General features: G+C 46.5%; 19 protein-coding genes. 2 read left to right on the forward strand and 17 right to left on the reverse strand.

Going from position 1 to position 13280, the window contains the following annotated elements:
* Positions 1–282: 282 nt before the first annotated feature.
* On the reverse strand, positions 283–507 hold the full coding sequence (locus PBN151_RS28340) for a hypothetical protein (RefSeq protein ID WP_021256087.1): 225 nt from the start codon (positions 505–507) through the stop codon (positions 283–285).
* Between the two features lie 206 nt (positions 508–713).
* Positions 714–1319, reverse strand: coding sequence for a stage II sporulation protein M (locus PBN151_RS28345; RefSeq protein ID WP_072732021.1), 606 nt, complete (start codon positions 1317–1319; stop codon positions 714–716).
* Positions 1320–1491: 172 nt separating this feature from the next.
* Here PBN151_RS28345 and pdaB point away from each other — a divergent pair, with 172 nt between their 5' ends.
* A complete protein-coding gene (pdaB, locus tag PBN151_RS28350; RefSeq protein WP_021256085.1) occupies positions 1492–2301 on the forward strand; it encodes a polysaccharide deacetylase family sporulation protein PdaB in 810 nt (269 codons plus the stop codon).
* Between the two features lie 38 nt (positions 2302–2339).
* Here the strand turns inward: pdaB and PBN151_RS28355 are convergent, their stop codons facing one another.
* The gene (locus PBN151_RS28355; RefSeq protein WP_072732022.1) at positions 2340–2942 is read right to left on the reverse strand and encodes a KinB-signaling pathway activation protein; all 603 of its coding nucleotides are present in this window, start codon (positions 2940–2942) and stop codon (positions 2340–2342) included.
* 130 nt (positions 2943–3072) lie between these two features.
* On the opposite strand from PBN151_RS28355, the gene gerD reads away from it, so the two are divergent.
* Positions 3073–3759, forward strand: a complete 687-nt coding sequence (gene gerD, locus PBN151_RS28360; protein WP_072732023.1) for a spore germination lipoprotein GerD — start codon at positions 3073–3075, stop codon at positions 3757–3759.
* 69 nt (positions 3760–3828) lie between these two features.
* Here gerD and PBN151_RS28365 read toward each other — a convergent pair whose 3' ends face one another.
* The 14 genes from PBN151_RS28365 to PBN151_RS28430 all read right to left on the reverse strand — a co-directional run bounded on the left by PBN151_RS28365 (position 3829) and on the right by PBN151_RS28430 (position 13273).
* The gene (locus tag PBN151_RS28365; protein ID WP_072732024.1) at positions 3829–4980 is read right to left on the reverse strand and encodes an Mrp/NBP35 family ATP-binding protein; all 1152 of its coding nucleotides are present in this window, start codon (positions 4978–4980) and stop codon (positions 3829–3831) included.
* 70 nt (positions 4981–5050) lie between these two features.
* Entirely contained in the window at positions 5051–5833 is a 783-nt protein-coding gene (gene cwlD / locus PBN151_RS28370; protein ID WP_021256081.1) for an N-acetylmuramoyl-L-alanine amidase CwlD, read from the reverse strand.
* 99 nt (positions 5834–5932) lie between these two features.
* Entirely contained in the window at positions 5933–7108 is a 1176-nt protein-coding gene (gene sat / locus PBN151_RS28375) for a sulfate adenylyltransferase (RefSeq protein WP_072732025.1), read from the reverse strand.
* A 76-nt stretch (positions 7109–7184) separates the two neighbouring features.
* Positions 7185–7877: a phosphoadenylyl-sulfate reductase gene (locus tag PBN151_RS28380; protein WP_072732026.1), complete on the reverse strand. Its 693-nt coding sequence runs from the start codon at positions 7875–7877 to the stop codon at positions 7185–7187.
* A gap of 258 nt (positions 7878–8135) precedes the next feature.
* Positions 8136–8528: a 30S ribosomal protein S9 gene (gene rpsI / locus PBN151_RS28385; protein ID WP_005544499.1), complete on the reverse strand. Its 393-nt coding sequence runs from the start codon at positions 8526–8528 to the stop codon at positions 8136–8138.
* A 22-nt stretch (positions 8529–8550) separates the two neighbouring features.
* The gene (rplM, locus tag PBN151_RS28390; RefSeq protein ID WP_005544500.1) at positions 8551–8988 is read right to left on the reverse strand and encodes a 50S ribosomal protein L13; all 438 of its coding nucleotides are present in this window, start codon (positions 8986–8988) and stop codon (positions 8551–8553) included.
* A gap of 181 nt (positions 8989–9169) precedes the next feature.
* Positions 9170–9970: a tRNA pseudouridine(38-40) synthase TruA gene (gene truA, locus PBN151_RS28395; protein ID WP_065291713.1), complete on the reverse strand. Its 801-nt coding sequence runs from the start codon at positions 9968–9970 to the stop codon at positions 9170–9172.
* 272 nt (positions 9971–10242) lie between these two features.
* On the reverse strand, positions 10243–10608 hold the full coding sequence (gene rplQ, locus PBN151_RS28400; protein WP_021252438.1) for a 50S ribosomal protein L17: 366 nt from the start codon (positions 10606–10608) through the stop codon (positions 10243–10245).
* Positions 10609–10641: 33 nt separating this feature from the next.
* Complete coding sequence (locus tag PBN151_RS28405; RefSeq protein ID WP_021252439.1) at positions 10642–11586, reverse strand: DNA-directed RNA polymerase subunit alpha; 945 nt, start codon at positions 11584–11586, stop codon at positions 10642–10644.
* 138 nt (positions 11587–11724) lie between these two features.
* The gene (rpsK, locus tag PBN151_RS28410; RefSeq protein ID WP_021252440.1) at positions 11725–12120 is read right to left on the reverse strand and encodes a 30S ribosomal protein S11; all 396 of its coding nucleotides are present in this window, start codon (positions 12118–12120) and stop codon (positions 11725–11727) included.
* Positions 12121–12139: 19 nt separating this feature from the next.
* Positions 12140–12508 carry a 30S ribosomal protein S13 gene (gene rpsM, locus PBN151_RS28415; RefSeq protein ID WP_005544507.1) on the reverse strand — a complete coding sequence of 123 codons (369 nt, stop codon included), beginning with the start codon at positions 12506–12508 and terminating at the stop codon, positions 12140–12142.
* 20 nt (positions 12509–12528) lie between these two features.
* Complete coding sequence (rpmJ, locus tag PBN151_RS28420; protein WP_003333770.1) at positions 12529–12642, reverse strand: 50S ribosomal protein L36; 114 nt, start codon at positions 12640–12642, stop codon at positions 12529–12531.
* A 101-nt stretch (positions 12643–12743) separates the two neighbouring features.
* Entirely contained in the window at positions 12744–12959 is a 216-nt protein-coding gene (infA, locus tag PBN151_RS28425) for a translation initiation factor IF-1 (protein WP_005544522.1), read from the reverse strand.
* A gap of 2 nt (positions 12960–12961) precedes the next feature.
* Positions 12962–13273, reverse strand: a complete 312-nt coding sequence (locus PBN151_RS28430; protein ID WP_021252441.1) for a KOW domain-containing RNA-binding protein — start codon at positions 13271–13273, stop codon at positions 12962–12964.
* Positions 13274–13280: the final 7 nt, after the last annotated feature.

The raw sequence follows: 13280 nt of genomic DNA on the forward strand, positions 1-13280 counted from the left end.
TACCTCATTCACAAACGTTGCTCGTTGTTCAGTTTTCAAAGAACAATCTCAGTCAGTAACCAATCTCTTAGTTACTTTCTTTTTCTCACCGCTTTGTCAGCGGCGACTTTTATATCTTATCATTTCGTTCAGTTGATGTCAACACTTTTTTAAAATGTTTTTTTCAACCGTTCGTTATGATTGTTGTTCCCGCTCGCTTCATCTCGAAGTCGTTCAGAAGGGAACGAAAAATAATTTATCATATATTCGAAAACACGTCAACACTTTTTTAAAACTTTTTTATTACATAGTAACATTCCGATGATTTCTAGCATACTTGGACAGTTCTTTAGGTGATGCAATTCGCGCGTACATGCGAAATACGGTACGGTAACGCTTCGAAATCGCATCCCGTATTTCAGCCTCTAATCGCTTATCGCTTAAATCAAATAGCATCTCATCCAATTCCTTGCGCAGCATATAGCTCAATTCTTTACATTCTCTCTCATTGAACAAAAATCCTAGCATAACTGTCCGCATCCTCCCTTGACGACAATACCCCTGTCTTCGAACATAACGCTTACTTCCCCACTGCTTAACACTCTAGAGTGTCTGCTTATAGGGAAGTAACTCGCACCCGCTTCTGTTCAATTACAGAAAGAATGGTGCCGCTTTACTGTTATGCTCATTTTTGAGCTGTTTTATCACAGGGAGGCGCGGATTCGTTTATCTAGTTAACCATTCATCAACCAGAAAGTTACGGTACTCTCAATAATAGCGGCAACTAGCAGCATTGCGGTTACCCATACCACCCCTGCTCCAGTCTGCTTTATCCAATCCATAATCGTTGGCCCCTCAGCACGCATACGTCTGCTGAAGAATCGCTGCAAGATTAAGATACCAAATCTCATTCCATAAGCACCGGCAATTAGAATTGCAGGAATTTCAAGTATTCCATGCGGAAGTATACCCTTAATAATCGTGCTTGCTAAATCAAGACCCTGCGATTCCATAATTCGCAGCAGCAATCCGATCACCATTCCATTAATAATAAGGAACCCCGCTGGTACGATCCCTAATACGATCCCAGCAAACATGATCATGACAGCCTTAATCGCATTGTTATAGAAAATAAATACGAAGAAAGACAATTCTTGATTATCAGATTGCATCAATTGATCCCGCATACCTTGAATCCCCTTGAGCTGCTCCATGATGAAGCCCTCAAACCCGCTCCACTGATTGCCAAGCACATACCCTACAGCAAACAGCAACACAGCGGCAATGAGATACCAACGCAGCTGCTTCAGCGTATTCCACCACGATGAGAATCGAAGCATATTGTACACTCCTCCTTTCAGACTGACTTGCAGACATAATTCCATACACTCAGCATACAGTGTAGTAAACAAGCATGACAAGCTGCAGCTTGTCGACGGGCATTAGTATTAGGCAGCAACGTACCACCCTAATTCGCCCCATTCAAAACGTTACGAGAGGAGCAGCCTTGGTATGAATAATTACTTTTATGTATTTAGCGGCAAGAAAATAAAGCGTGTATTTGTACTTGCAATTGCAATGCTATTCGCCGCTGGCGTCGTTTACGTAGAGAGTGACAATATTACCGTATTTTCAGAAGGCAGCAGCCCTTCCGCTATCTACAGCGTCCCAACTGATAAAAAGATGCTCGCCCTCACGTTCGATATTAGCTGGGGGGATACACGAGTTGAGCCAATTTTGCAGATCTTGCAGGAGAAGGGTGTAAAAAAAGCAACGTTCTTCCTCTCCTCCCCTTGGAGCAAGACGCATAGTGACCTCGTGAAGAAAATTGAGGCTGCTGGCTACGAGATTGGAAGTCACGGCCACAAGCATGACAATTACAGCAGCATGAGCGATGAAGAGATACGTAAGCAGATTCAGGCAGCCCACAATATTCTATCTGAAGTTACAGGGAAAGCACCGAATCTGATTCGTATGCCGAACGGTGACTTTGACAAGCGCGTCCTGCAAATTGCTAACAGTCTGAATTACAAGGTCATACAATGGGATACCGACTCATTGGATTGGAAAAATCCCGGGGTTGAAACGATCGTGAACCGCGTCGTTAGTAAAGCACATCCTGGAGACATTATTCTCATGCACGCTAGTGATTCATGCAAGCAAACCCATCTCGCCTTGCCGACCATTCTGGATCAATTGTCCGCAAAGGGATATGAGTTCGTTACGGTCTCTGAGCTGATTCAACAAACGGAAATGAAGAGCAAAACGATTCAGGATCAAGCAACGATGATGGAACATTTGCAAAATGCAGTAGGCATGTAATAGATGTAAAGGTATACAAAAAAGCTGACGGATTTCCGTCAGCTTTTTGCTGTGCCCACCAATCGATGCAGCATCAAGATTTGATACGCATTGCATATTGCGAGCGGTATGTATACGAACCAGGTAGCCATATTTCCAATGTTAAGTGCCGACAGTGTCTCCACTGTGGTGATTGCAATCATGAAGAATAAGGTAGGAATGAGAGCTGTCGCATTTGTCGCCTTTACTTTCCAATAAGTAACAGCTACAGCAAGCACTAGGACAACTAAACCCAGCACGATATCCTCGTATCCCCCTCCACGTACTCCTTCTGGCTTGTTTCCCAGAAGCATGCGCAGGAACATTAGATCGAGTAGTGCAATCACGGTCAATAATACCTGAACATACGGCCATCCCTTCTTGAACAAGCCAATAGCAATATAGTTCAACGTCAGATATGCGAAGAATCCCATCTGCGAATAGACGCTGATCATACATCCGCTCAAGATTAACTGAAGCACATTAAGCAAAATATCCACTGGCCCTCTAAAATTGCCCATTTCCCCTTGAAATACCTGTAATGCGAGGCCAATGACGAGACTGATTGCCCCACCAATACACGTAGTCGTCCAAAATAAATAAGACCATTTTTTCAAATTCATGGTGCTCCACCTCCGCAATGTTCATTATTTTACCAATGTTCTCAGCAAAAAACTATCATTGTCAAACATAATTCATAATTTCCTCCACATACTACGCGTGAGGACATGGACAGAAGGGAGCGAAGCTGTTATGAAGGCACCACTGGGCAAACTTGCGATCGTCAGTTTCGTCGTAATCGTGCTGTTGACCTCTTGCGGCATGGAGCAGCCCACACAAAGCAGTAATCTCGATTATAAAGAAGTTAAAACGATGGTTGTCGATATTTTAAAGACAGAGGAAGCGCAGAAGGCGATCCAATCCGGTCCATCTGGCGGAGGCGGCATGCAAGCCCAATCATTAAATATGCAGCAGCAGGAGCAGATCCGAACGGCAGTTAAGGATACACTTGTATCACCCGATTATGAGAAAGTCCTCGATAAAGTAATGAAAGATCCGAAGTTTGCTGGGGAATTCGCCAAGGCGGTAAGCAAGGAAAACAAACAAATCCTGAAGACTTTAATGAAAGACCCAGAGTATCAGAAGGACTTTGGTGACATTGTTAAATCTCCAGACATGATGAAGTCTTATTTGGATATGATGAAGACACCAGAGTATCGCAAACAACTACAGACTGTAATGAAAGATGCTTTGAATAGCCCTATATTTAAGCTTGAAATCATGGACTTATTAGGGAAGGTCGTTAAAGAAGAATTGCAGCCGAAGGAAAAAGAAAAAGAAAAAGAAAAGGAAGGAAAGAAAAAAGGTGGGGAAAAGGAGAAGCAAGGCGGTGAGAGTGAGGGTGGATCGGAAGAAGAAGGTGGTAGTGGAGAAGGCTAGGAGCCCACTCTTTCCCCCTCTATTCCTCACTTATGGAGAGGCACTCATGATGAGGCCTCTCCGACATTGTTAGGCCTGCACAACTTGCATCTTCGCATCAACGGCAGCCGCCAACTCATCGAATTGCTTGCCAATTGACGAATCCGCCTTATATACAGAAGGAGCATAATCCGGTTCTGCAGGATGATTGTCTGGAGCGCCGAGCGGAAGCTGCGCAAGCAGGTCAACATGAAGCTCATCTGCCAGCTTAGCACCGCCCCCTCGTCCAAATACATATTGCTTCTCGCCACAAGAACCGCATTCCAGATAGGACATATTTTCGACGATACCGATAATCTCATGCTTCGTATGAATGGCCATTGTGCCTGCTCGAGCCGCAACGAAGGCAGCTGTCGCATGTGGTGTCGTTACGATGATCTCTTGGCTATGCGGTATCATTTGGTGAATATCCAAGGCTACATCCCCCGTACCTGGAGGCAAGTCAAGAAGCATGTAATCAAGCTCCCCCCACTGCACTTCTTGGAAGAAATTCCGCAGCATCTTGCCAAGCATTGGACCGCGCCATACGACCGGACTATTGTCCTCTACGAAGAAACCCATGGACATCACCTTCACTCCGAAGCGCTCCTGTGGAATGATATAGTTGTCTACAACGACAGGGCGGTCTTCAATCCCCATCATGTCAGGTACACTGAATCCATATATGTCTGCATCTATTAGGCCAACACGTTTGCCGAGACGAGCGAGCGCAACCGCAAGGTTCACGGTCACTGTCGATTTGCCAACTCCACCTTTGCCGCTGGCAATTGCGATAAATTTCACTCCAGATGCCGGTTCCAAGATAGGATGCTGTTCTAATCCAGCACCGTGTCCACGAGGAGCACTCCCTTCTTGGGGATCACGGCCATTACCCGCATGATCGGTTGCTGATTGCCCGCTTTGTACCGCTATTCCAGCTGCACTCAGCTCAGCTTCAGATGCGATGCGAGTACGAACATATACATTGTGCAGCTCAATTGCTGCTAGACGCTCCTTAATCTGTCCGACTAGCGCCTCTCTAGCGGCTGCATCTGCTGCTTGTGGCGCTACGATTGCCGTCAGCTTCACTTCATCTTCCTTAATCATCATATCGCGAATCCAATGAAGGCTTGTCATGTCTTGTCCCGACACTGGTTCTTGCAAGCCCTGCAGTGCTTGCAGCACTTCTTCTTTCGTCGTCATGATGGCACCTCGTCTCCTATGAAGTTCAGATCGGTCACTATGTAACCGTTTCTATTATAGCACAAGGTCATCATTTTCCAGTTTTTTCTCCTGCAATATATCGCAGAATTCCCTTGTAGATCGATGCAGCTAGCTTCCGCTGATATTCTTCATTCGCCAGACTCCGTGACTCTTCTGGGTTCGATAAGAAGCCTGACTCCACCAACACAGCTGGGATCGAAATATGATCCATAAAATAGAGCTTCCGATCTATAGGCTTGGCCTCCCGATCCGTATTGGCCAGATTCGTACGAATTTCAGCTTGAATCCACTTCGCAAGCTGTTCATTATCCGGATGGCGATTCGTATAGAAAGCCTGTGCTCCACTCCAGCGAGAAGAAGGTACGCTGTTCATATGCAAGCTAATGACAACATCCGCTTTCTTCTCCTCGATATAACCAACACGCTTCTTCAAGTCCTCTGCCTTCCTGCGGGAGTATCCCTTAGTGTCCTTATCCGCCAAATCATAGTCCCCTTCCCGGGTCATGACCACAATAGCCCCAGCTTGCTGCAAGTAATCACGAAGAAGTAGTGCAATCGTTAGGTTAATGTCCTTCTCTAATAACCCCTCGCGACCAACAGCCCCGCCATCTACTCCACCATGCCCTGCGTCGATAGCAATCACTCTGCCCGATAGAGGAATGGACCAATAGGTCCATGTCTTCGATACCGGCATCTCCATCGTCATCACAACAACGACTAGAAGCAGCAAGCATAAACTTATTAACCAGCGACGGACATTTCGCAGTGGTATCCATAAGATTGACGTATGTCTTCGCTTCTGACGGCTTTGTTCCCAATTTACCTTTTTCACAAAAAAAGCCCACCTCCGCTCCATAAAGACTTCTAATCATCTATATGGGACGAGGTGGACAAATATACGTTAACGATCCACAGGTTCCTCTATATTCAATTACTTTTGGGCAGTTGTTGAGTGTGCCATGCCTTCGATCAGGATGCGTGCCACCTCAGGTCTTGAGAATTCTGGAGGTGGACATGTACCGTCACGCAATAGCGCACGCACCTTCGTTCCGGATAGGGTCAAATGATGGGTTGCATCATGAGGACAGGTCTTGCTGGAGGCCATACCTCCACATGTCTTACAGTAGAAGCTGTGCTCGAAGAATAACGGCTGAATCCCCAATTCTTCGGGTTCGAAGGTGCTGAAGATATGCTGGGCGTCATACGTGCCATAATAATCGCCCACACCTGCATGGTCTCGGCCAACAATGAAGTGGGTGCAACCGTAGTTTTTTCTCACAATGGCATGGAATACAGCTTCCCTTGGCCCTGCATAACGCATCGCAGCTGGGAATACCCCAAGAAACACGCGATTCTCTGGATAATAATTCGCAAGTAGCGCTTCATAACTGCGCATACGCACATCAGCCGGGACGTCATCAGACTTCGTTTCCCCTACAAGCGGATTTAGAAATAGAGCATCTACAATCTCCATCGCACTCTTCTGGATGTACTCATGAGCACGATGCACCGGATTTCGTGTTTGGAAACCAACAACAGTTCTCCAGCCTCTGTCCGCAAACAATTGCCGCGTCTCCACAGGATCAAAATAATATTGGGAAAATTGCTCCGGCTGCCTGCGCCCCAATACAGATACTTTGCCTCCCACATATGTAGAAGGACGCTTTAGCAGCTTCTCCACTCCTGGATGTGCTGTATCCATCGTTCTGTACACTTGTTCTGCTTCATGCAGTAAATCAGCCTGGTATATGCTCTCTATTTCAATAACCCCATACAGTTCCCCGTCTTCTTCCCCAACAAGCGCAGCTGGGCTTCCTATGTTGAGCTTCTTAGCTGCTTCATCCGAGACTGCCAGTGTAATAGGTAAGCTCCATACCGTTCCATTCGCCAATCTCATCTGGTCTACAACACTTTTATAGTCATCTTCATTCATAAATCCTTCTAGGGGAGAAAAAGCACCTACCCCTATCATTTCGATATCCGATAATGTACGTGCATCGAGCGATATGCGCGGCAGAGCTGCCGCTTCATTGCGCTTCTGCTCCTTCTCGTCTTCTGGAACCATTCGATTGATCAGTGTACCTCCGTGAGGCTCAATTGTTGACATCTTCTTAGCACCTCTCCTCTGCATGTGGAAATAGTACCATTCTTTATTAGCAAATCAAATGGTACCCACGCACTTATTACTTGTGGAGCCCACATTCTATTTTCGCTGATCCTGACCAACGTCCAGCCCTTGGATCTTCACCTGCTTGAACGGCGCGCGTACAATAGGAGCATCCTATACTGGGATATCCTTGGTCATGTAGGGGGTTATAAATGATATCGTTAGTGCGGATATAGTTCCATACATCTTCTGATGTCCAAGCAGCTAATGGATTGAATTTGATGAGGCCGAATTTCGAGTCGTATTCTACTTTTCGTGTATTGGCTCGTGTTGGGGCTTGATCTCTTCGAATACCGGTAATCCATGCATCATATTTGCTTAGAATGCCAGTGAGTGGTTCGACTTTACGCAGATTGCAGCATTTGTTGGGATTACTAAGCCACAATTCATCACCGTATGTCTCGGATTGCTCTTCAGGGGTAAGTTGCGGGGTGACGCGTACAAAGTTTAAACTATAACGCTCCGTAATGCGATCTCTCGTCTCGTATGTTTCTTGAAAGTGAAAATCCGTATCCAGGTAAAAAATATCGGTCGAAGGACTGATCCGCTGCAGCATGTCTACAAGCACAACATCCTCCGCTCCAAAGCTACAAGCAAACGTAATATTCGGGAACGCCTTAACAGCCCAAGCGATTACCTCTTCCGGATTGGACTGCTCATATTGCTCCGCCTTCTCATGAACAAGAGCCTCTTTCTCCAATAAATTCATTTTTGCATCCTCCACATACTCACCTTTTATTCCTAGTATTTTGGTATGTTTTGTATAATTAATAATTATAGATCGTTTCTTTGCTTTGTCAATTCGAAATTTACAAAGAGATAGACATATGATTACAGCCTATTCCGGCTAAATGTCCTAGGTGCGGGAAATGTGGAGTGTATGCAGATTCCAGAGCAGGTCTTAACATACAAAAAAGCCCTCCTTGGCCAAGGGCCAAGAAAGGGCTGTATGTTCGGTAATCCAATCTTAACGTTTGGAGAACTGAGGTGCGCGACGAGCTGCTTTAAGACCGTATTTCTTACGCTCTTTCATACGAGGGTCGCGAGTCAAGAATCCTGCTTTTTTCAAAGCTGGACGAAGCTCAGGGTCAGCCTTGAGCAATGCACGGGAAATGCCGTGACGGATTGCGCCTGCTTGACCGGAGATACCGCCGCCATGAGCCAATACCAACACGTCGTATTTACCGAGTGTTTCTGTAAGGTTCAATGGTTGCTTCACGATAAGCTTCAATGTTTCCAAACCAAAGTATTCATTAAGGTCACGTTTGTTGATCACGATGCGGCCTTCGCCTGGTACAAGGCGAACACGCGCTACGGAATGCTTACGACGACCTGTCCCATAGTATTGTACTTGTGCCATGAAACTGTCCTCCCTTTATTTATTATCCGCGAAGTTCGTAAACTTCAGGTTGTTGTGCTTGATGTGGATGCTCAGCGCCTGCATATGCTTTAACGCGAAGCTTCATTTTGTTACCCATGCGAGTCTTAGGCAACATCCCTTGAACAGCAAGTTCGATCATACGCTCTGGCTTGTTGTTCAACATTTCTTGTGCAGATGTCACTTTCAAACCGCCTGGATAGTGGGAGTGACGATAGTATTTCTTGTCAGTCAATTTCTTACCTGTCAACACGATTTTCTCAGCGTTGATGATAACAACGAAATCACCGCCGTCAACATGTGGCGTGAAAGTTGGTTTGTGTTTGCCGCGAATAAGTGCAGCTGCTTCGCTCGCCAAGCGGCCAAGTGTCTTGCCTTCAGCGTCGATAATGAACCATTTGCGCTCAACGTCAGCTGGCTTCGCCATGTAAGTGGTACGCATGAAATATCCTCCTTAATAACATTCGTTCCTGTCTAGCTTGTGTATATTCATTCAATCGTTGATTTTCATTCATGAACTGCAATCTGCAGTGTGATTTCTTTGGGGGGCTGTGGGAAAGCCTAAAGAAACACAAATGTTATTTTACAATAGATTAGGGCATATTGCAAGAAAATATTTCGATTCACTCGGATACGTTGTTTATGGACTCAAGTCGCTCTTCGCCACCGTATTCCACGCTCCACAGCATCAATCCATGCGGAACCGCCAATGGACCTGCCACTTGTCGATTCTTCGCTTCCAAGATGCGTGGGATGTCATGCGGTGCAAGCTTACCCTGGCCCACCCGTATCAGTGTGCCTGCAATGATGCGAACCATATTGTATAAGAAACCATTGCCTGTCACTACGATATGAATGCGACCGCGGCCTTCTTCCCCCGTTACGCTCGGTTCATATTCGATGTGGGCGTCATAGATCGTACGGACATTACTCACCTTCGTTGACTTTGGAGAAGTAAACGAAGTAAAGTCATGTTCCCCTACTATATGAGTAATGGCTTCTTGCATTGCACGGACATCCAGAGGCTTCGGGTAAAAGAACTCGGTTAACCTCCGGAATACATCCGGTTTCCGCTCTGCAATGATGGAGTAGCGGTATGTCTTCCGCTTCGACGAGTAACGAGAATGGAATGACAATGGCGCCTCCCACGTCTCACGGATGACAATGTCATCCGGCAAACGCGAATTGATCGCAATCGTCCACCGGTCAATCGGAATCGCCGATTCGGTCATGAAGTGAAATACTTGGCCGTAAGCATGCACCCCTGCATCTGTCCGACCCGAAGCATGAATGCTTATGGATTCATTCGTCAGCATCTTGATAGCTTGCTCAATACGACCCTGTATCGTGTCTTCATTCGGCTGTATCTGAAAACCGCTGTAAGCTGTTCCATCGTAACTTACAAGCATTCCTACGTTACGCATGAAGTCTCCTTTCATTCACTGCTCTGTGAACAGGCAGTCGCCACTATCTCTATTCGCATAAAGACAGCCGCTGCATTGCGTATTCTTGCATTCATTCACCACATGAAATATATAGCACATAAATTCATAATTGGAATCATTGCAAGAGTCAAGACAGGAAGCCAACAGAAGTTGGCTCCAATCCTAACACAGTTAAAAAGAAAAGCTCCTCATGGGAGCCTTCTTTTTACGACGCTGTTACACGACGTATTGAACGTATTCTGCAACCGCAATTACACGCGGTCAACCAGTTCCAAATAAACCATAGGCGCGGAGTCGCCACGGCGTGGTCCCAGTTTCATGATACGTGTGTAGCCACCTGGACGCTCTGCGTAACGTGGTGCAAGCTCCGAGAACAGCTTTTGGATTGCATCTTGTTCACCGTTCAACGTTTCGCGACGAACGAATGCTGCTACCTGACGGCGAGCATGCAAGTCACCGCGCTTCGCCAACGTGATCAACTTCTCAGCGATGGAACGAACTTCTTTCGCTTTCGCTTCAGTTGTTTGGATGCGCTCATATAAGAACAAGTCAGTAACCATGTCGCGGAACAAAGCTTTACGCGCGCTAGAGTCACGACCCAACTTTTGGTATGCCATTGCTATTTCCCCTCCTTCTATGCCAAGTCCCGTTTAGTCTTCCATGCGTAAGCCCAATCCGAGTTCTTCGAGCTTCTCTTGAACTTCTTCCAAAGATTTGCGGCCCAAGTTGCGAACCTTCATCATATCTTCTTCAGTTTTCGTAATCAGCTCTTGAACCGTATTGATGCCGGCACGTTTCAAGCAGTTATAGGAACGAACGGAGAGATCCAGCTCTTCGATAGTCATCTCAAGAACTTTCTCTTTCTTATCTTCCTCTTTTTCAACCATGATTTCCGCGTCTTTCGCTTCGTCAGTCAGTCCAACGAAGAGCATCAGATGCTCTGTAAGGATCTTCGCGCCGAGGCTAACCGCTTCTTCCGGTCGAATGCTTCCGTCACTCCATACTTCAAGCATCAGCTTGTCGTAGTTCGTTACTTGACCAACACGAGTGTTCTCTACTGTGTAGTTTACACGCGAGATTGGTGTGTAGATCGAATCAACTGGAATTACGCCGATAGGCTGATCTTCCCGTTTGTTGCGATCTGCTTGTACGTAACCACGTCCACGATTCGCATAGATGCGCATATGGAGTCTGGAACCTTGTGATAATGTCGCAATGCGGAGATCCGGGTTCAAAATTTCCACATCACTATCCGCTCGAATATCGCCAGCCGTTACTACCCCTTCGCCTTCCGCATCGATTTCGAGAATTTTCTCTTCATCAGAGTGGATTTTCAGCGACAAGGCCTTCAAGTTCAAGATAATCTCAGTTACGTCTTCATAGACTCCTGGGATTGTCGAGAACTCGTGCAAGACACCGTCGATTTGAACGGACGTCACTGCTGCACCGGGCAACGAGGAGAGGAGAATACGGCGCAGGGAGTTACCCAGCGTCGTACCGTATCCACGCTCTAAAGGTTCTACGACAAATTTGCCGTATGTGCCTTCCTCATTGACTTCCACGGTTTCAATCTTCGGCTTTTCGATCTCAATCACTATATAACCCTCCTTAAAACGTCGCTGGCGTTCATTAACGTCAAACACCTACGGTCGGTCGATTCATGCAGTATGCCTAAACAACCATTCTTCCCAACAGGCGCTAGCTTAATACTACACGCATCGGTGTTGCCGTCATTATACGCGACGACGTTTTGGTGGGCGGCAGCCGTTGTGCGGGATTGGCGTTACGTCTTTGATCATGCTAACTTCCAAACCTGCAGCTTGCAGAGAACGGATGGCAGCTTCACGACCTGCGCCTGGGCCTTTAACCATAACTTCTACCGTCTTCATGCCATGTTCCATAGCAGCTTTTGCTGCGGATTCAGCAGCCATTTGAGCTGCGAATGGCGTAGATTTACGGGAGCCTTTATAGCCCAAACCGCCGGAGCTAGCCCAAGAAATTGCGTTGCCGTGTGGATCCGTGATTGTCACGATCGTGTTGTTGAACGTGGAACGGATATGAGCCACACCAGTCTCAATATTTTTACGGTCACGACGTTTAGTACGTACGACTTTTTTTGGTTTTGCCATTGCTACTTATCCCCCCTTATTACTTCTTCTTGTTCGCTACAGTACGACGAGGGCCTTTACGTGTACGAGCATTTGTTTTCGTGCGTTGTCCACGAACAGGCAATCCACGGCGATGACGGATACCACGATAGCATCCGATTTCAACCAAACGCTTCAAGTTCAGAGAAATCTCACGACGAAGGTCACCTTCAACCTTAACCGTTTTGTCAATCAGCTCACGAATTTTGTTTACCTCATCTTCCGTCAAATCGCGAACGCGAGTATCAGGGTTAACGCCAGCCTCAGCAATTACCTTTTTAGAAGTTGTTTTACCAATACCAAAAATGTATGTCAAGGCGATCTCAACGCGTTTATCCCGTGGCAAGTCTACACCAGCTATACGAGCCATTTACGCTACACCCCCTTCTATTATCCTTGTTTTTGTTTGTGTTTCGGATTTTCACAGATTACCATAACGTTGCCTTTGCGACGAATGACTTTGCATTTCTCGCAAATGGGCTTAACAGAAGGTCTTACCTTCATGCTGAATACCTCCCAGTTTCTCAAGTAGCACGTCAAACCGTCTTCCTGACGCGTGAACGGCCTGCAAGTTCATGCAAGCGCGACTCGGAACGATCCGAGCACTACTTCCGATATGTGATGCGACCTTTACTCAAATCGTATGGCGACAGTTGAACGACCACTTTGTCCCCCGTCAGGATACGGATGAAATGCATCCGCAGCTTTCCGGAAACGTGGGCAAGAATTTGGTGACCATTCTCCAGCTCAACACGGAACGTTGCATTCGGCAACGGTTCAATTACAACACCTTCAACTTCAATTACATCTTCCTTGGCCAACGTCATTCTCCTTTCTCATCAGCATGTGCAGCGGCTTGTTGTTCAGCATACTTCGCTATAACATAACGAAGCTTGCTGTTCGTTACCCGTCCGCTTTCGTGTAAACTATGGACAACTTCATGGCTAATTGCAGGTTGCAATTCGAGATGAAGCAAGTTTTTACGCTTTGGTTGATCAAACTTTCGTTTGTCTCCGTCCGCTATCTTGACGTAGCGCGACTCCTCAATATCAATGATAACCGCATATTTGCTTTCATCACGACCCTGAAGAACCTTGACGAATTGGCCGAGACGCGGAGTGGAATATTCATTCATGCCTCTC

Source organism: Paenibacillus sp. NAIST15-1, from assembly GCF_001894745.1.
In the GTDB taxonomy this organism is placed as follows: domain Bacteria; phylum Bacillota; class Bacilli; order Paenibacillales; family Paenibacillaceae; genus Paenibacillus_B; species Paenibacillus_B suaedae.